The organism is Pseudonocardia benzenivorans CB1190, from assembly GCF_000196675.2.
Taxonomy (GTDB): domain Bacteria; phylum Actinomycetota; class Actinomycetes; order Mycobacteriales; family Pseudonocardiaceae; genus Pseudonocardia; species Pseudonocardia benzenivorans.
This window is the reverse complement of sequence record NC_015312.1, coordinates 4,134,274-4,152,099: the sequence shown is the minus strand read 5'-3', so window position 1 is coordinate 4,152,099 and position 17,826 is coordinate 4,134,274. Positions and strand designations below refer to the sequence as shown.

Here is a 17,826-nt window from a genome sequence, read left to right as displayed (position 1 = left end):
GGAGTGGCGTCTGGTCGGCGCTGCGCGCGGTGGCGTCCGGTCGGGGCGGATCGCGCGGGGTAGCGCGCCGGGTCAGCGTTGCGGCGGTGGCGCCGGGGGGCGTCCCGCGCGCCGACGGCTGGCGGCGTAGACCGCGGCCTCGGTCCGGCGGGCGAAGCCGAGCTTGTGCAGCAGCGACGACACGTAGTTCTTGACGGTCTTCTCCGCGAGGAACAGCTCCGCCCCGATCTGCCGGTTGGTCAGGCCCGTCGCGATGAGGTCGAGGATCCGGCGTTCCTGTGGCGAGAGGGACTCGTAGCGCGGGTCCTCGGGCGTCCGCAGCCGTTCGAGCGCCCGGGCCGCGGTCTCCGGGTCGATGAGGCTGCCGCCCGCGGCGGCGGTGCGGACGGCCCCGACGAGGTTGGTCCCGGCCACGTCCTTCAGCAGATAGCCGGCCGCGCCCGCGACGATCGCGCCGAACAGCGCCTGGTCGTCGCTGTAGGAGGTGAGCATCAGGCACGCGGGCGGGGGGTCGAGCATCGACCGGACCTCGCGGCAGACGCTGATGCCCTCGCCGTCGGGCAGCCGCACGTCGAGGATCGCGACGTCCGGGTGCGCCGCGGGGATGCGCGCCAGCGCCTCCGTGGCCGACGCGGCCTCACCGACCACATCCATGTCGGGTTCGGCGTCGAGCAGGTGCGCGACGCCGCGCCGGACAATCTCGTGGTCGTCGACCAGGAACACGGAGATGCCCACCACGACCTCCTCGTCGAGCGGACACTGAACGTACCGAGGAACGGGCCGGACGGCATCGTCCGGCACCGTCCGATTCAGCAGTGTCGGCGGGCGTCGGGTGTCGAGGTGGGTCCGCGGCCGACCGCAGGACCCGCGGGGAGGGGATGTCGTGCGGGTGCTGATCGCCGCGCCGGGGTCGCGAGGGGACGTCGTGGGATTCGTCGGGCTGGGGCGCCGGCTGGCCTCCGCGGGCCACGAGGTCACCGTCGCCGCGAACCCGGAGTTCGAGCAGACCGTGCGTGTGGGCGGTGTCGCGTTCCGCCGCCTGGCGGGCGACGCGCGCACGATCGCGGACCTCGGCACCGGCCCGCGGAGCTCGCTGCGGTTCCTCGCCGAGCAGGCCGAGGCGATGACGACGTACCTCTGCGGCGCGGCCGACGACCTCGTCGAGGCGGCCGCGCACGCCGACGTCCTGCTGGTCACCATGACGGCACAGTTCGGTGTCGACGTCGCCGAGGGCCACGCCATCCCGAGTGCGGGGCTGTTCAGCCGGCCGGTCGAGCCGACCCGGGCGTTCCCGCCGGTCCTGTTCCACACCGCGCGGTCGCTCGGCCCGGCCGGGAACCTGGTGGCGGGCGAGCTCGCGCGGCTGTCGACGACGCCGTTCCACCGGGCGAGTGCGCACGTCCGCGCGGTGATGGGCCTGCCCCGGCGGTCGCCCGTCGCGTCGCTGCGCCGGTTGCGCGTGACCCGGTGGCCGGTGTGGCACGGGTGGAGCCCGCACGTGCTGCCGCGCCCGGTGGACTGGCGGCCCGGGCTCGAGGTCGTCGGCTACTGGTACCCGTACGTCCCCGACTCCTGGGAGCCGCCCGCCGATCTCGCCGCGTTCCTGCAGGCCGGGCCCGCGCCGGTCTACGTCGGGTTCGGGTCCGTGGGCCCGGGACAGGGGGAACGGCTGTCGTCGATCCTCGCGGAGGCGTTGCGGCGCAGCGGAACCCGCGCGGTCGTGGGCCGGGGGTGGGCGCGTCTCGAGGTCGCGGGGGACGACGTCCTCGTCGTCGACGACGTGCCGCATTCCTGGCTCTTCCCGCGGACGGCGGCCGTGGTGCCGAGGCGCTCGCCTGCCGGATCACCACGGCCGTGACCCGGCCCGAGATGCGCCGGGCGGCGGCCAGGCTCGCCGAGCGCATCGCCGGGGACGACGGCGCCGGCGCGGTCGTCGCGGCCCTGGAACGGCTGGGCCGCGGCGACCGCGCGCGGGTCGGGCTCGGCTGAGCGTGCGTCAGCGCTCGAAGACGCCCAGGTCGAACGCGCCGCCCTTGGGTCGGGCGATGCCCGCAGCGTCGACGGCCACCGCGAGGGTGCCCACGCCCGCGTTGATCGCGGGGGAGCCCGCCTGCAGGTGGAAGTCACCGGCCGCGGCGTCGACGAACTTCGGGTCGCCCGTCGTCAGGTTGTGGTCGACGGTGAAGCCGCCGGTGCCGCCACTGATCGGCGAGGGGTTGCCGGTCAGGATGTTGTTGCGGATGACGTTCGTGCCGCTGAACCCGCTGGTGCTGAACACGATCCCGGCCCGCTTGTTGGCGTAGGCCACGTTGTTGGTGATGTGGATGTCCGACATCGTGCCGCCGCCCTCCTTCCACAACCCGATCCCGCCGCCGGCGTTGCCGGTCAGGACGTTGTTGTAGACGTCGACGCGGGCCAACTTCTTCGTCGGCGAGTACGACTCGACGGCGATCAGGATCCCGGGCTTGCTGGAGTTCGTCGCGCCGGTCACGACGTTGTCGAAGATCTTCACGTCGTGCACGGAGTCGGCGTAGATGTTCGGTCCGCGGTTGTTGTAGACGCGGTTGCCGTGCACCTGGGCGTTGCGGGTCTCGTACTTGACGTCGATGCCCTCCTCGCCGTTGTCGTGCACCTGGTTGTTCTTGATGTCGACCGTGTCGTAGTTGACGAGGCTGACGGCCTCGTTCGACGCCGACGTCCCGGCCTGGTTGGTGTGGTGCACGTTGTTGCCGTCGATGACGGCGTTGGCGCCGTTGAGCAGCACGAGCCCGCCGTTGCGAGTGTTGGACACCTCGGTCTGCGAGATCTGGATGTTCGACGCGTTGGTGCCGTAGATGCCGTGCGTCGGGGAGTTCGTGATCGTCAGCCCGGAGATCCGGATGTAGGAGCGCCCGTCGAGGCTGACGAGCCCGTTGCCGCTCTTGAGGCTGTTGCGGCCGTCGACGACGACCTTGGCACCGGCCTTGCTGCGCAACGTGATCCAGCCGGTGGAGGTGCCGCTGGTGGGGAACTTCAACGCCTCGGGGTAGGTCCCGGCCGACACCTCGACGGTGTCGCCGGGCTTGGCGGCGTTGAGCGCCGACTGGATCGTCTTGTACGACGATCCGCCTCCGACGCTGAGCGTCTGCGGCGCCGCGGAGGCGACGCCGTGGATGGCGAAGCCGGCTCCGATCGCGAGCACGGCCGCGGCGACGAACGTCTGCCGGCGACGGGCGCGCGACCATCGTCGGCGCACAGGGGTAGCCACTCGGTGTGAGGTCATTTCCTTCAATCCGCTTTCAGTCGCGTGGGGGAGCGGGACTGCGCGGGTATCTTCGGCCACTCGTGACCATTGCGTTACCGAGCGTCTCGCCGAGATCGTGACGAACGGGGTGCATGTGGGTGGTCGTGGCAGCGAGAGGCCTCGAGGTTGGCCGACGAACGGGTGAAGAACGGCGCGATCCGCGCAGGTCGCCGTTTGTGCCTGCACCACCCGGATGCCGAGGCGGTTCACCGTGACGGTCGCCAACCGAACGGCCCACCGGACGTCGCCGGCCGTCGGCCGCGCTCGGGAACAGCACCGCCGAGCGCCGGCTCCGGCACGGCTCGGCCGCACGGCGGGACCCTCGTCCGGAGGTGCCGAGGGCCGGGGCTCTGCCGCGGGCGCAGCGGTGTCCGTGGTCTGCGCGGCGCCACGGGCCGAGCGCGGCACCGGACCGAGCGGCGCTGCGGGCCGGGCGTTGCGGTGCCGAGGGCCGAGGGCCGGGGGCCGAGGGCCGAGCCTCGGCGGGCCGAGCGGTGCCGCGCTCGTTCCCGCGCCGGGCCGACGAGCGCTCACGGTCGCTGCGGTGCGCGAGCCACCCGGCCGGGCGGACGAGGTGCGGGCGCCGCGGGCAGGGCGGGCCGGACGGCGCGATCTGGTTCGTGGTGCCCCCGGTGCGACTCGAACGCACACTGGGCGGATTTTGAGTCCGCTGCCTCTGCCGATTGGGCTACGGGGGCCTGACCGCACGACCGTCCGCCGGGGCGCCGGCGGGGGTCCGGCGACGTGTCTCCGCCCACGAAACGGAGATCGTCGTCCGGGTCACGAGCTTATCCCGGTAGCCTTGCCCCTTCTCAGTCGCCCCAACCGTTCGAAGGAGAGACCCCGGTGGCTCAGCAGGTTTCCGAGGACGACGCCGCCGAGGCGGCCGGACCCGCCCCGGGCTGGCGAGTGCTCGTGGCCGAGGACGAGGCGCTCATCCGTCTCGATCTCACCGAGATGCTCACCGAGGAGGGCTACCAGATCGCGGGTGAGGCGGGCGACGGCGAGGCGGCGGTCGAGCTGGCCCGCAGCCTCGGGCCCGACCTGGTGATCATGGACATCAAGATGCCCAAGAAGGACGGTATCGAGGCGGCGGGCACCATCGTCGAGGAGCGCATCGCTCCCGTCGTGATGCTCACCGCGTTCAGCCAGCGCGACCTCATCGAGCGGGCGCGCGACGCGGGCGCGATGGCCTACCTGGTCAAGCCGTTCGCCCGGCACGAGCTGGTACCGGCGATCGAGCTGGCCGTCTCCCGGTTCGCCGAGAAGAAGGCGCTGGAGGACGAGGTCGCGACGCTGTCGGACCGGTTGGAGACCCGCAAGGTCGTCGACCGGGCGAAGGGCCTGCTCATGAGCAAGCAGAACATGAGCGAGCCCGAGGCGTTCCGCTGGATCCAGCGCACCGCGATGGACCGGCGCACGACGATGAAGGCGGTCGCCGAGGCAGTGGTCGAGGGCCTCGCCGAAGCGCGCTGACCCGTACCCCGTGGCGACGACGACGCCCCGGCGGCCCACCAGGAGCCGCCGGGGCGTCGTGCGTCACGGCCTCAGGCCACGCCGAGGTAGGCCTCCTTGATCGCCGGGTCGGCGAGCAGCTCCGCGCCCGTCCCGGCCTTCACGATCCGTCCGGTCTCGATCACGTACGCGCGGTCGGCGCGGCTGAGCGCCTGCTGGGCGTTCTGCTCGACGAGCAGGACCGTGGTGCCCTGCTCGTTGATCTCGGTGATGATCCGGAAGATCTGGGCGATGAACTGCGGCGCCAAGCCCATCGACGGCTCGTCGAGCAGCAGCAGCCGGGGCTTGGCCATCAGCGCGCGGCCGATGGCGAGCATCTGCTGCTCACCGCCGGACAGGGTGCCCCCGGCCTGGGTGCGCCGCTCCGCGAGCCGCGGGAACAGCGAGAAGACCCGGTCGAGGTCGGCGCCCAACGACTTGCGGTCCTTGCGCGTGTAGGCGCCCATGTCGAGGTTCTCGAGCACCGTCATGCCCGGGAACACGCCGCGGCCCTCGGGGGACTGGGAGATGCCACGCACGACGCGCAGGTCGGCGCGTAGCGACTTGATGTCGTCGCCGTCGAAGAGCAGCTTGCCCGACGAGACGGGACGGATCCCGGAGATCACGCGCATGGTCGTCGTCTTGCCGGCGCCGTTGGCCCCGATCAGCGTGACGACCTCGCCCTCCTCGACGGTCAGGGTGATGCCGTCGAGGGCCTGGATCCGGCCGTAGTGGGCGCAGACGTCGTTCAGCTCAAGCAGTGGCATCGTCGGGCACCCCCAGGTAGGCGGCGATCACGGCCGGGTTCTCCCGGATCTCGGAGGGCAGCCCCTCGGCGATCTTGCGCCCGAACTCGAGCACGACGATCCGGTCGGTGACGCCCATGACCAGCCGCATGTCGTGCTCGATGAGCAGGACCGTGTAGCCGTCGTCGCGAATCTTGCGGATCAACCCCATGAGGTTGTCCTTCTCGGCGGGGTTGAACCCGGCGGCCGGCTCGTCGAGACACAGCAGCTTGGGCTCGGTCGCCAGCGCCCGCGCGATCTCCAGCCGCCGCTGGTCGCCGTAGGGCAGGTTGCGCGCCTTGTCGGCGGCCCTGTGCGCGATGCCGACGAACTCCAGCAGGGCCATGGCCCGGTCGATCGCCTGCCGCTCCTCGCGGTGGTGGCGGGGGAGCCGCAGCAGCGCACCGACGACGCTCGTGCGGTGCCGGGCGTCCGCCCCGACGACGACGTTCTCCAGCGCGGTCATCTCGCCGAAGAGGCGGATGTTCTGGAACGTGCGCGCGATGCCCAGGCGCGTGATCTGGTGCCGTGACCGGCGCCCGAGGGGCTGGCCCTCGAGCCGGACCTGACCCGACGTGGGCCGGTAGACGCCGGTGAGTGCGTTGAAGCACGTCGTCTTGCCGGCACCGTTGGGCCCGATGAGCCCGAGGATCTCGCCGCGCTTCAGGTCGAAGGACACCGCGTCGAGCGCCACGAGGCCGCCGAAGCGCATCGTGACCGCGTCCATGCTCAGCAGGGTGTCGCCGACCTCGACGGCGATGTCGCGGTCGGGCGCGACCACCTCCGCGACCTCGGCCTCGCGCTCGGCGAGCTCCTCCGCCGTCATGTGGGCGAGCTGCTCGACGATGCTGCCCTCGCCGTCGGGGACGAGGCCCGGGCCCTCGGCGGCGAGGTGCTCGGTGTGCTCGTCGGCCCGCTGGACGGCCTCCTCGCGGGTCTGCTCGTCGAGCTCGACGCCGCCCTCGGTGTGCGCGGCGGTGCCCGCGGGGGTCGCGTCGGCGGCGTGCCTGCCGATCCGCTCCGTGCCGGAGGCCCGCTCGGTGCCGGGATCCGGGGCGGCGGGGTCGCGCCGGTCGTCGCCTGTCGGCTCGGTCATGAGATCCGGTCCCCCTCGCCCTTCAGCGAGCTGTCCGAACTGAGTTGCTCGGGTTTGCCGACGATCCGCAGGTACGCCTGCCGCCCGTAGGCGAGCAGCCGCTGGCGGGCGCCGAGCAGACCCTGCGGCCGGAAGATCATCAGCACGATGAGCGCGACGCCGAAGATCAGGTACTTGTACGCCGCGAGCTCGACGAACCTGTTCGGGATGTAGGACACGACGAACGCACCCAGGATGACGCCGACCTTGTTGCCCGACCCGCCGAGGACGACGGCCGCGAGGAACAGCACCGACGTCGGCACGTCGAACTTCTGGTTGTTGACGAAGCCGATCTGCCCGGCGAACAGCGCGCCGGACAGCCCGCCGATGGCCGCACCGATCACGAATGCCCACAGCTTGAAGCGGATCGTGGCCACGCCCATGATCTCGGCGGCGTCCTCGTCCTCGCGGATGGCGACCCACGCCCGGCCGACGCGGCTGCGCTCCAGGTTTCCGACGAGGAACAGGACGATGATCGTGATCGTGACGCACAGCCAGTACCAGGGTGTGCCGTTGGAGACGGCGAAGATCGCGTTGCCCTCGGAGTTGGTGCCCGGCGGGTGGCCGACGCTCTGGAAGCCGACCTGGCCCTTGAGGGGCTCGACGATCGTCGCGAGGAGCCGGACGATCTCACCGAACCCGAGCGTGACGATCGCCAGGTAGTCCCCGCGTAGCCGCAGCGTGGGCGCGCCGAGGATGAGGCCGAACACCATCGTCACGGCCATCGCCAGCGGCAGCGTCCACAGGTACGGGATGTGCCACAGCACGGAGTCCGGGCTGGTCAGCAGCGCCGCGACGTAGGAGCCGATCGCGAAGAAGCCGACGTAGCCCAGGTCGAGCAGGCCCGCCTGGCCGACGACGACGTTGAGCCCGATCGCGATGAGCGCGAACCGCGCGACGTCGAACAGCGCGAGCGGGAAGTTGGTCCCCGGCTCGGTGGTGAGCAGCGGCGGGTTGAGCAGCGGGAGCGCGTAGATCAGCACGACCACCGGGACGAGCCACGCCCACTGCTGCGGCCGCGGCAGGCTGTTCCACTGGTCGCCCAGCCCGAAGAACCAGCCGCGGCCCGTGGTGGGGGTGGCCTCGCTCGCGGTGCCGGTCTTCGGCGAGGTCGAAGAGGTCGTCATACCCGCGCCCTCCCGAGGGACTCGCCGAGGATGCCCGTCGGGCGGATCATCAGGATGCCCACCAGTACGACGAACGCGACGACGTCGGTCCACTGGGCGTTGCCCAGCAGCGTCTGACCGTAGTTGCCGATGACGCCGAGCAACAGGCCGCCGAGCAGGGCCCCGCGGATGTTCCCGATGCCGCCGAGGACGGCCGCGGCGAAGGCCTTGATGCCGAGGATGAAGCCGCCGTTGAACTGGACGCCCGCGGGCACCTTCATGACGTAGAACAGCGCCGCGGCGCCGGCGAGGATGCCTCCGATGAGGAAGGTCAGCACGATGACCCGTTCCTTGTTGACGCCCATCAGCGTCGCGGTGTCGGGGTCCTGGGCGACGGCGCGCAGGCCGCGCCCGAGCCGGGTCCGGTTCACGAACATGTCCGTGATGATCATCAGCACGATGGCGGCGCCGAAGATGACGAGCTGCTGGCTGTCGATGGTCGCGCCGAAGATCTCGAAGACCGGCTTCGGCCGGAACATGATCACGGCCGGCTCGGGGTTGGCGCCACGCCAGGCGAAGAGCGCGTACTGGATGGCGAACGACGCACCGATCGCGGTGATGAGGAACGCCAGCCGCGGCGCGTTGCGACGGCGCAACGGCCGGTAGGCCACCCGTTCGAGGGCGACCGCCACGAGCCCGGAGACGAGCATGGCGACGAGCATCGCGAGGACGAGGTCGCCGACCAGGGCGGCGACGCTCAGGTTCGGTGCCGACGGGCCGAAGCCCAGCGCGGAGAGCACGAAGAACACCGCGTAGGCGCCGACGATGAAGACCTCGGAGTGCGCGAAGTTGATCAGCTGCAGCACGCCGTAGACCATCGTGTAGCCCATCGCGACCAGCGCGTAGATCGAGCCGTACGCGAGCCCGTCGATGGTGTTGCTCCAGAACTGGCTCACGAAGGCCTCGACATCGAACTGGATCCAGTCGGGGCCTTGGGCGAGCACGATTGTCGAGATCACGGGCACACGTCCCTCATGTGCGACGGGCATGCCCGCCGACGACCCGTGAGGTCATCGGCGGGCATGCCCGAGAGTGTCGTACTGATGTGATGGCCGTGTCAGCCGATCGTTCCGATGTAGACGATCTTGCCGTTGTCGACCTTGTAGCCGTAGACGGCGGTGGTCGCGAGCTCGCCGGTCGAGTCCCACTTGAAGTGCTTGCTGAACCCGTCGGCGTCGTAGTTCTTGACGTAGTCCTTCAGCGCCGCCCGGTCCTTGATGCCGGAGTCGATGCCGCGCAGCAGGATCGTCGTCGAGTCGTAGCCCTCGAGCGAGTACGTGCCGGGGGCGGACCCGCCGCTCACGCCCTGGTAGGCGCTGGCGAAGTCGGGCAGCAGCTCACCCGGGACGCAGGGGCAGGTGAAGAACGCGTTGTTCGACGCGTCGCCCGCCTGCTGGATGAACTTGTCGTCCTTGACGCCGTCGGGGCCGACGAACTTGCCGGTGAAGCCCTTGGTGACCAGCTGCTGGTCGAGCGGGGCGCCCTCGGCGTAGTAGCCGGAGTAGAAGACCGCGTCCGGCTTGGCCGCGATCACCTTGCTGGCGACGGCCGAGAAGTCCTTCTGACCCGTGGTGACCTTGTCCTGGCAGTCGGCCGCGACGGCACCGAGCGCCTGGTTGGTCGCGTTGGCCAGGCCGATGCCGTAGTCGGAGTCGTCCTGGATGACGCAGACCTTCTTGGCGCCGAGCTTGCCGGTGATGAACTTCGCGGCGGCCGGGCCCTGCACGTTGTCGTTGCCCAGGGCGCGGAAGAACGTCGTCCAGCCGTTCTGCGTGAGCGTCGGGTTGGTCGCCGACGGTGTCAGGTGCACCAGGCCGGCCTGCTCGAAGATCGCGCCGGTCGCCTTCGACTCACCCGAGAACGGCAGCCCGACGACGCCGATGATGTCGGAGTCGCTCGTGACCTGGGTGACGATGCCGGGCGCCTTGCCCGGGTCGCCCTCGGTGTCGAACTTCTTCAGGGTCACCTGGCAGTTCGGGTTCGCCTGGTTGTGCTGGTTGATGGCGAGCTGGACGCCGTTGAGGATGTTGATGCCCAGCTGCGCGTTGCCGCCGGACTGCGCACCGGCGAACGCGATGCTCACGCCGCTGCAGGTCGCCTGGCCGTTGCCGGCAGGCTTCTGCGCGTCCGGCGGCACGGGCAGGGTCGTCACCGCCGGGATGTCGGCACTGGCGGACGCGGCGCCGGAGTCGGTGCTCGCCCCCTGGTTGGCAGCACAGCCCGCGAGCACGACGGCAAGAACCGCCCCGCTCGCGACCGCTGCGATGCGCCTTGCTCTAGCCACGTTGACCTCCTCGCACCTGCACCCCCCGGGCGTCAGGCTGGCCTCGGCCCCGCCACGAACGGGCGAGGCATAGGCGCGAAAGCTAGTCCCGCCCCCTGCGAGCTGGACAGTTCGCGCCGGACTGTTGTGTCCAAGTCGTGATCGGGACTCGGGCGACGGCCGTTACCTCCGTCCGGCGGGGATCAAGCGGTCGGACCCGATCGTCCGGAGGGGCCCGGATCGGGCCGGGTGTCGCGGTGCAGACACGTCAGCCGGGCGGTCGCGACACGGCTGCCCGAATCGTCCGTGATCACGATCTCCGAGGTGGAGGTGCTGCGGCCGACGTGCAGCGGTCGCGCGGTGCCGGTGACCCACCCGCTCGTCGCGGACCGGTGGTGGGTGCACGCGAGCTCGAGGCCGACGGGGAAGCGGTCCGGCAGGGCGTGCAGCGCCGACAGTGTCGACCCCAGCGTCTCGGCCAGTACGCCGTTCGCGCCCCCGTGCAGGAGGCCGAACGGCTGTTTGTTGCCGGCGACGGGCATCCGCCCGACGACCTCCTCCAGCGACAGCGACACGAGCTCGATGCCCATCCGGGTGGAGAGCAGCTCGGCGGCGTCGATGCTCGGCAGCGCGGCGAGCTCCGCGGGATCGATCGGCACGGCGGGACCCTACGCGGGGGGTGCCGCCGTCGTGATCACCGCGGTCGCCGCGCCGGTCGCCGCGCCGGGGGAGTCGTGGTCGCGGCCGGCTCGTCGGCGTCGGCGGCGCCGCGACGGAGCCGCCCTCCCCGTCCACCCGGACGTCGACGAGGGCGTCGGCGTTGGCGCGCAGGCCGCCGGGCCGGGGCGGGCACCTGCGCGTGCGATGCCGCCCGGCGTGCGGGCGATCTCCGACGACGTCGGCGGATCCGTTGCCGCACAACAGCTCGCGCCGGGCACGCCAACGCGTGGCCTACCGCCACGTCACGTCGGGCACGTCGGTCATGCCGCCGATCCCGGCAGAGACCCCGACGGGCCCCGCCCGGTCAACCGCCGGGACGGTGCGTCACGAAGATCGCGGTGCCGGGGAAGAGCCTGCCGCGCAACGGGGACCACTGTCCCCACACGCGCTCGTGGCCCTCGGGCCACTCGGGCTCGACGATGTCGTCGAGCACCAGCCCGGCCGCGACGATGTCCCGCACCCGGTCGCCGATCGTGCGGTGGTGCTCGACGTAGGTGGCCGCCCCGGCGTCGTCGACCTCCAGGTAGGGGGTGCGGTCGAAGTACGACTGCCCGACGGTGAGGCCGTCGGGGCCGGGATCGTCGGGGAACACCCAGCGCATCGGGTGGTTGACCGCGAACACCCAGCGCCCTCCCGGCCGCAGCACCCGCGCCACCTCCTGCATCACCCGGCGCGGGTCGGCGACGAACGGGACCGCGCCGTAGGCCGAGCACGCGAGGTCGAACGAGGCGTCGGCGAACGGCAGCCGCTCGGCCCCGGCCTGGACGAGGGGGACCGGGACACCGGTCGCCTCGCCCGCGGCGCGGGCGTGCCGCAGCATCGCGCCGGACAGGTCGAGTGCGACGGGCCGAGCGCCCTGTGTCGCGAGCCACCGCGAGCACGGCGCCGACCCGCACCCGACCTCGAGGACCCGGCGTCCGGCGACGTCGCCGAGCAGCCGGGCGTCGGCCTCCCGCAGCGCCTCCGGGGACCACACGAAGTCGACGTCGCCGATGTCGGCGCGGTGTTCGGCGAGGTAGTCGTCGGCGTCGGCGTCCCACCACGCCCGGCTCGCCCGCTGCGACTCCGCCGAACCGACGCCGCGCCGCGCGATCCCGGCGGTGCCGAGCAGTGCCTCGGCCGAGGCGCCCGGCGCGCGGGGCGTGGCCGCACTCACGTCCTGTTCACCGTCGCTCACGGGGCGTCACCGGCGGATGCCTGGCTCGCGGGTACCGGCAGTAGTGTCCGCACGGGCACATCGTCCCAGCTAGTCAGGCCTCGTCCGGGGGGACCCGCATTGCCCCGATATCCGGGCGCCGCGTAGCATGAACCACACACCGTGGTCAACGCGGCGGACACCGCAGGGCCCTTGCCCGGGTACCGCCCGCCGCGGCGTCAGCACCATCGAGCATGATCTGCGAGACCCATCGACGATCCAAAGGGTGACAGCTACAACGTCACAGCTACACACCGACAACCAGGTCATCAGGACCACGCCGCAATCCAGCACCGGAGCAACCCACTACATGTCCACCGACACCACCGCCGCCCCGACCACGCCGCAGGTCGCCGTCAACGACATCGGGTCGGAGGAGGACTTCCTCGCCGCCATCGACCAGACGATCAAGTACTTCAACGATGGCGACATCGTCGAGGGCACCATCGTCAAGGTCGACCGTGACGAGGTCCTTCTCGACATCGGCTACAAGACCGAGGGCGTCATCCCCTCGCGGGAGCTGTCGATCAAGCACGACGTCGACCCCGCAGAGGTCGTCGAGGTCGGCGAGTTCGTCGAGGCCCTCGTTCTCCAGAAGGAGGACAAGGAGGGCCGTCTGATCCTGTCCAAGAAGCGCGCACAGTACGAGCGCGCCTGGGGCACGATCGAGGCCCTCAAGGAGGCCGACGAGCCGGTCGAGGGCACGGTCATCGAGGTCGTCAAGGGCGGCCTGATCCTGGACATCGGGCTCCGGGGCTTCCTGCCGGCCTCGCTGGTCGAGATGCGCCGCGTGCGCGACCTGCAGCCCTACGTCGGCCGCAAGATCGAGGCCAAGATCATCGAGCTGGACAAGAACCGCAACAACGTGGTCCTGTCCCGCCGGGCGTGGCTCGAGCAGACCCAGTCCGAGGTCCGCAGCGAGTTCCTCAACCAGCTGGCCCGCGGCCAGGTGCGCAAGGGTGTCGTCTCCTCGGTCGTCAACTTCGGTGCGTTCGTCGACCTCGGCGGCGTCGACGGTCTGGTGCACGTCTCCGAGCTGTCCTGGAAGCACATCGACCACCCCTCCGAGGTCGTCGAGGTCGGCCAGGAGGTCACCGTCGAGGTCCTCGACGTCGACCTCGACCGCGAGCGGGTCTCGCTGTCGCTCAAGGCGACGCAGGAGGACCCGTGGCGCCTGTACGCCCGGACCCACGCGATCGGCCAGATCGTCCCGGGCAAGGTCACCAAGCTGGTCCCCTTCGGCGCGTTCGTCCGCGTCGAGGAGGGCATCGAGGGCCTGGTCCACATCTCGGAGCTGGCCGAGCGCCACGTCGAGATCCCGGAGCAGGTCGTCCAGGTCGGCGACGACGCCATGGTCAAGGTCATCGACATCGACCTCGACCGGCGCCGCATCTCGCTGTCGCTCAAGCAGGCCAACGAGGGCATGACGGTCGACACCGAGTTCGACCCGACCCGCTACGGCATGGCCGCCGAGTACGACGACCAGGGCAACTACATCTACCCCGAGGGTTTCGACGTCGACTCCGGCGAGTGGCGCGAGGGCTTCGAGTCGCAGCGTGAGGCCTGGGAGAAGGAGTACGCCGAGGCGCACGCGCGGTACGAGCAGCACATCGCGCAGATCAAGAAGACCGCGGAGGCCGACGCCGAGGCGGCGGCCGACGGCGGCGGCACCAACTACTCCTCGCAGGGTGGGGAGCCGGCCGAGTCCGGCGGCTCGCTGGCCAGCGACGAGCAGCTCGCCGCGCTGCGGGAGAAGCTCTCCGGCGGAGCGTGATCGTCGGTCGCCCGGCGGGTCTCCCGCCCGGTGACCGTCCGACGACCAGCCGAACGGCCCCGGTGACCTCACGGTCGCCGGGGCCGTTCGTCGTCGTGCGTGGCGGTGATCGCGGTGGCCCGTCTGCCGTGCGGCCGTGGGGTAGCGCCCGATCGTCGCAACCTCCTGCGGGACAGAATGTTCGCCAACGAAAGATCCGGTCACGATTGGGCGGCTATCGACGATCGGCCGGGCGCGTCTGGTGCGTTGATCTTGGAATGCTCCTAACGTCACCCGGGTGCGTGACACACAGCGTCGGCAACTGATCACTGCGGGCGCCGTGTTCCTGGGTTCGGTCCTCCTGGTGGGTGTGACGGGCTGCGCACGTGGACCGTCCGGGCCGGACACGTTGCCCGTGCCCACGTTCGCCACGTCCGCCTCGGCGACCGCCGGGACCGACGGCGCGGCGAAGAAGACCGGCCTGCCCGACGACTGCTCCGTCCTCATGTCGCCCGACGACCTCGGCGCGCTCTTCGCGCAGCCCGTCGGGACCGTCGTCGTGAACACGATCCGCGGGGTCCCGGCCCCGTCCGTGGGCCGCACCGAGCGGATCGCCTGCACCTACAGCAACTCCGACGTCCGCACCGGCAACGCGCTGACCAAGCTCGTCGACGTCAACATCGGCCGCTTCACCGACGAGAACGCCGCCCGCAGCCAGTGGCAGCTCAACTCCGACCTGGAGCGGGGCGGTGCCACCTCGTCGGACCTCACGATCGGCGACGCGACCGCGGTGCTCGTCTCCCGCCCCACCGGCACCACGCTGCTGGTGTGCTACCGGCTCGACACCCTCACGTTCGTCCTGCCGCCCGAGCAGGGTGGCGGCCGTCCCCCGCAGGACGTCCTCGTCGATCTGGCCAAGCGCATGATCCCGACGCTCGTCGCGACGATGCCGCCCGTCACGACGGCGCCGCCGGCCGACGTGCCCCAGCCGCCCGCCACCACGGCCTCCGTCGCGCGTGACACCGCCGCGGGAGCCCGCCACCGGTGATCGGTAACGTGGCCGGGTGCTGAGTGTCGGGCTGACCGGCGGGATCGGATCGGGGAAGTCGACGGTCGCGAGCCGGCTCGTCGCGCTGGGCGCCGTGCTGGTCGACGCGGACCGGATCGCGCGCGAGGTCGTCGCCGCCGGGTCGGAGGGCCTGGCGCGCATCGTCGAGGCGTTCGGGCCGGAGGTCGTCGGCGCCGACGGCGAGCTCGACCGACCCCGGATGGCCGCGGTCGTCTTCGCCGACCCGGCCGCCCGCGACCGGCTCAACGCCATCGTGCACCCGCTCGTGCGGGCCGGCTCGGCGGCGCAGGTCGCGGCCGCGCCGTCGGACGCGATCGTCGTCCAGGACGTGCCGCTGCTCGTCGAGGGCGGAATGGGCGCGGGTTTCGCGCTGGTCGTCGTCGTGCACGCCGACGAGGAGGTCCGTGTCGAGCGCCTCGTCGGCAGCCGCGGCATGGCGGAGGACGACGCGCGGGCCCGCATCCGCGCGCAGGCGGGCGACGCGCAGCGTCGGGCTGCGGCGGACGTGCTCCTCGACAACTCCGGTAGCGCCGCGGACCTGCACGCCCGGGTCGACGCGCTCTGGACCGGACGGCTCGTCCCGTTCCGCGACAACCTGGTCGCCGGCCGTCCGGCGGTCGGTGCCGCCGGCGCCGCCGGCGACGAGGACGACGCCGCCGCGGCCGCGCGGCTCCTCGCCCGGGTCCGGGCGGCGGTGGGGGAGAGCGGCGACGTCGAGCCTGCGGTGTCGCCGGCGGGCGACGGCGTCGTCGAGCTGCGGGTCAGGCTCACCGACCCCGCGGCACCCGCCCTCGCCGAGGCGTTCGCGCGTCGCGGGTTCGTGCCCGACGGCGACGGCGGCTGGGCCTCCGCCGATCCCGGACTGCCTGCCCGGGTGCGCACGTCCGGGCGCGCCGGATGACCCGCGCCGGTGGGGGGCGTCGGTCCGGCGGTCGCTCCCCGGATACGATGGCCCGGCTTTCCGGCCGTTGTAACAGGATCGAGACCACGGTCGATGCAGGAGTGTCGGAACGCGCCGGCTCCCCCGTCGTGCGTGCGGTCCGATGCCCAGACGAAAGGGATGACCAAGGTCGTGAGCGCCCTCGTGGAGCATCGCTCTGACCCCGGGGATCCTTCGCGGCGTCCCGCAACGGACCCGGGCGGCCCCGAACCCGACGGCGTCGACGACGCCACCCGATTCACACCCGCGGCGCAGGACCGGGGCGGTGACGCCGGCCCCGGGGCCGACGCCTACGGGGCCGACGGATACGGCTACGGCACCGACGACGCCTACGGGTACGGCACCGACGAGTACGGCGACAACGGGTACGGCTCCGGCGACGGGTACGACCCGGCCGACGCCGAGCAGGAGACGTCGTACGCCCCGGTCGGGCAGCAGCGCGCCGAGTTCGGGCGCCACCTCGAGGCGCACTACCCGCGGTTGGTCGCGCAGCTCTACGCGATCACGCTCGACGCCGGGCAGGCGCACGACCTCGTCCAGGAGGCCTACGCGCGCGCCTGGCGCAAGTGGGGTGAGCTCGTCGGTCGCGGCGACCCCGCCGACTGGGTGCGCCGCGTCGCGGTGTCGACGTCGATGCGCAGCTGGAGCGCGCTGGTCGGGCGGGTGGCCCGCCGCAGGCGGCCGCCGGAGATCGAGACCATGGCGCCCAGGGCCGCGTCGCTCGTCGGTGCGCTGCACCGGATCTCGCCCGCCGAACGGCGCGCCGTGGTGCTGCACCACATGGTCGGCATGCCGGTGCAGGAGATCGCCGAGATCGAACACAGGCCCGCACGCAGGATCGAGGCGCGGCTGACCCGCGCCCGACTGGCCGTCACCGAGGACATGGGCGACGTGTTCCTCGACATCCTCGGTGCACACGCAGGGGAGACGCCGTGACCGACCCGCTCCGCGTCGTCACCGAGGAGTTCCGCCGCCTCGACGACGAGCTCGCCGCCGGGGTGACCCTCCCGTCGGTCGACGACGTCATCCGCCGCGCCGGCCGGCTCAACCGGGCCAGCACCGCCGCCGCGGCCGCCGTCATCACGGTCGGCGCGCTCGGCGGGATCACCGCCGTCGCGCAGGCGTCGCAGCCCGACTCGGTCCCCGCGCCCGGCGGGCCGCTGCCGGCGGGTGCGGTGCTCGCGCCGCCCGGCGCGGCGACCTCGGCCCCGCCGACGACCACGACGACGACCACGAAGGCGCCGACCCGGGTGGCACCGCGGACCACGACCAAGGTCGTGCCCCGGACCGCGACGGTGAAGCCGACGACGGTCGCGCCCCCGGTCACGACGACCGTGGCTCCGCCGGTGACGACCACCGCGGCCCCGCCGACGACCCGCCGATCGACCGCGACCGCGACCCGCCCAGTGACGAATCCCCTCGAGGGCGCTGCCGACTCGCCTACGAGCTAGGGTCCGCGTCAGTCCCAGCTGAGCGTGATGCCCTCCGTCGCGAGCCACGCCCCGAGGTCGTGGCCGTGCGCCGCGAGGGCGGCGACCGTCGTGTAGGCGCGCCGCATCCCGTACTCGGCGAGCGCGGGCGTGAGGACCCCTGTGGCCACGGCGTCGACGAACTCGTCCACGTCGATCACCTCCGACGACCGCCCCGAGCGCACGACGACGTCGAGGTAGAGGTCGGTCATCGTCCAGCGCCCGCCGGCCCGGTCGATGCGCGCGATGTCGAGGTAGAAGTCCTGGTCGCGGACATGGCCCGGGGCCCAGTCCCAGACCGCCACGGCGATCCCCAGGTCGGGCAGCAGCCACTGCCGGATCCAGGTCGCGCTCGGGCGGTTGACGACCGCGCGGCTCATGTACAGCCCGAACGGCTCCTCGCGGTACTTGTGGACCTCCCGCACGATGCCCTTGGTGTCGGTGTTGACGGCGGCGTCGACGTCGAAGGTCTGGGTCTTCGGCGGGTGCACGGGCCGATCCTCCCAGAGCCGCGCGCCGCCGCCGCCCGTCGCGCACGGGAAATCGTCGGTGTG

The 17,826-nt window shown here is 72.0% G+C and carries 18 protein-coding genes and 1 tRNA gene; 8 read left to right on the top strand and 11 right to left on the bottom strand.

The genetic code is table 11. The features are described 5' to 3' along the window. Positions 1 to 72: 72 nt before the first annotated feature. Complete coding sequence (locus PSED_RS19530) at positions 73 to 735, bottom strand: response regulator (protein WP_013675970.1); 663 nt, start codon at positions 733 to 735, stop codon at positions 73 to 75. A gap of 148 nt (positions 736 to 883) precedes the next feature. On the opposite strand from PSED_RS19530, the gene PSED_RS19525 reads away from it, so the two are divergent. Further along, positions 884 to 1,858 carry a glycosyltransferase gene (locus PSED_RS19525; RefSeq protein WP_013675969.1) on the top strand — a complete coding sequence of 325 codons (975 nt, stop codon included), beginning with the start codon at positions 884 to 886 and terminating at the stop codon, positions 1,856 to 1,858. Next, a complete protein-coding gene (locus tag PSED_RS35345; RefSeq protein WP_013675968.1) occupies positions 1,855 to 1,989 on the top strand; it encodes a hypothetical protein in 135 nt (44 codons plus the stop codon). Before PSED_RS19525 ends, PSED_RS35345 begins: the two co-directional genes overlap by 4 nt. Before the next feature lie 7 nt (positions 1,990 to 1,996). On the opposite strand, the gene PSED_RS19520 is transcribed toward PSED_RS35345, so the two are convergent. Both PSED_RS19520 and PSED_RS19515 read right to left on the bottom strand, forming a co-directional pair. Continuing rightward, positions 1,997 to 3,247: a right-handed parallel beta-helix repeat-containing protein gene (locus PSED_RS19520; RefSeq protein ID WP_158511330.1), complete on the bottom strand. Its 1,251-nt coding sequence runs from the start codon at positions 3,245 to 3,247 to the stop codon at positions 1,997 to 1,999. A gap of 657 nt (positions 3,248 to 3,904) precedes the next feature. Beyond that, a tRNA-Leu gene (locus PSED_RS19515) sits at positions 3,905 to 3,981 on the bottom strand. A gap of 148 nt (positions 3,982 to 4,129) precedes the next feature. On the opposite strand from PSED_RS19515, the gene PSED_RS19510 reads away from it, so the two are divergent. Then, positions 4,130 to 4,759: an ANTAR domain-containing response regulator gene (locus tag PSED_RS19510; RefSeq protein WP_013675966.1), complete on the top strand. Its 630-nt coding sequence runs from the start codon at positions 4,130 to 4,132 to the stop codon at positions 4,757 to 4,759. Positions 4,760 to 4,830: 71 nt separating this feature from the next. On the opposite strand, the gene PSED_RS19505 is transcribed toward PSED_RS19510, so the two are convergent. The 7 genes from PSED_RS19505 to PSED_RS19475 all read right to left on the bottom strand — a co-directional run bounded on the left by PSED_RS19505 (position 4,831) and on the right by PSED_RS19475 (position 12,023). After that, complete coding sequence (locus PSED_RS19505) at positions 4,831 to 5,544, bottom strand: ABC transporter ATP-binding protein (protein ID WP_013675965.1); 714 nt, start codon at positions 5,542 to 5,544, stop codon at positions 4,831 to 4,833. Continuing rightward, the gene (locus tag PSED_RS19500) at positions 5,531 to 6,388 is read right to left on the bottom strand and encodes an ABC transporter ATP-binding protein (protein ID WP_143770947.1); all 858 of its coding nucleotides are present in this window, start codon (positions 6,386 to 6,388) and stop codon (positions 5,531 to 5,533) included. The genes PSED_RS19505 and PSED_RS19500 overlap by 14 nt, the downstream gene beginning before the upstream one ends. A gap of 266 nt (positions 6,389 to 6,654) precedes the next feature. Beyond that, complete coding sequence (locus tag PSED_RS19495) at positions 6,655 to 7,824, bottom strand: branched-chain amino acid ABC transporter permease (protein WP_013675963.1); 1,170 nt, start codon at positions 7,822 to 7,824, stop codon at positions 6,655 to 6,657. Then, positions 7,821 to 8,828, bottom strand: a complete 1,008-nt coding sequence (locus tag PSED_RS19490; RefSeq protein WP_013675962.1) for a branched-chain amino acid ABC transporter permease — start codon at positions 8,826 to 8,828, stop codon at positions 7,821 to 7,823. The genes PSED_RS19495 and PSED_RS19490 overlap by 4 nt, the downstream gene beginning before the upstream one ends. Positions 8,829 to 8,920: 92 nt before the next feature. Next, positions 8,921 to 10,147 carry a branched-chain amino acid ABC transporter substrate-binding protein gene (locus tag PSED_RS19485; RefSeq protein WP_013675961.1) on the bottom strand — a complete coding sequence of 409 codons (1,227 nt, stop codon included), beginning with the start codon at positions 10,145 to 10,147 and terminating at the stop codon, positions 8,921 to 8,923. Positions 10,148 to 10,329: 182 nt separating this feature from the next. Then, a complete protein-coding gene (locus PSED_RS19480) occupies positions 10,330 to 10,785 on the bottom strand; it encodes a PaaI family thioesterase (RefSeq protein WP_013675960.1) in 456 nt (151 codons plus the stop codon). A gap of 365 nt (positions 10,786 to 11,150) precedes the next feature. Beyond that, entirely contained in the window at positions 11,151 to 12,023 is an 873-nt protein-coding gene (locus PSED_RS19475) for a class I SAM-dependent methyltransferase (RefSeq protein ID WP_013675959.1), read from the bottom strand. Positions 12,024 to 12,351: 328 nt separating this feature from the next. On the opposite strand from PSED_RS19475, the gene rpsA reads away from it, so the two are divergent. The 5 genes from rpsA to PSED_RS19450 all read left to right on the top strand — a co-directional run bounded on the left by rpsA (position 12,352) and on the right by PSED_RS19450 (position 17,254). Next, positions 12,352 to 13,815 (top strand): 30S ribosomal protein S1, encoded by a 1,464-nt coding sequence (gene rpsA / locus PSED_RS19470; protein ID WP_013675958.1) that lies wholly within the window; start codon positions 12,352 to 12,354, stop codon positions 13,813 to 13,815. Between the two features lie 277 nt (positions 13,816 to 14,092). Continuing rightward, positions 14,093 to 14,842, top strand: coding sequence for a hypothetical protein (locus tag PSED_RS19465; protein ID WP_041759875.1), 750 nt, complete (start codon positions 14,093 to 14,095; stop codon positions 14,840 to 14,842). A 16-nt stretch (positions 14,843 to 14,858) separates the two neighbouring features. Then, positions 14,859 to 15,764 (top strand): dephospho-CoA kinase, encoded by a 906-nt coding sequence (gene coaE, locus PSED_RS19460; RefSeq protein WP_013675956.1) that lies wholly within the window; start codon positions 14,859 to 14,861, stop codon positions 15,762 to 15,764. Between the two features lie 159 nt (positions 15,765 to 15,923). Beyond that, complete coding sequence (locus PSED_RS19455; protein ID WP_049803450.1) at positions 15,924 to 16,739, top strand: RNA polymerase sigma factor; 816 nt, start codon at positions 15,924 to 15,926, stop codon at positions 16,737 to 16,739. Next, a complete protein-coding gene (locus PSED_RS19450; RefSeq protein WP_013675954.1) occupies positions 16,736 to 17,254 on the top strand; it encodes a hypothetical protein in 519 nt (172 codons plus the stop codon). Before PSED_RS19455 ends, PSED_RS19450 begins: the two co-directional genes overlap by 4 nt. A gap of 8 nt (positions 17,255 to 17,262) precedes the next feature. Here PSED_RS19450 and PSED_RS19445 read toward each other — a convergent pair whose 3' ends face one another. Further along, positions 17,263 to 17,763, bottom strand: coding sequence for a ribonuclease FAU-1 family protein (locus PSED_RS19445; RefSeq protein WP_013675953.1), 501 nt, complete (start codon positions 17,761 to 17,763; stop codon positions 17,263 to 17,265). Positions 17,764 to 17,826 lie beyond the last annotated feature (63 nt).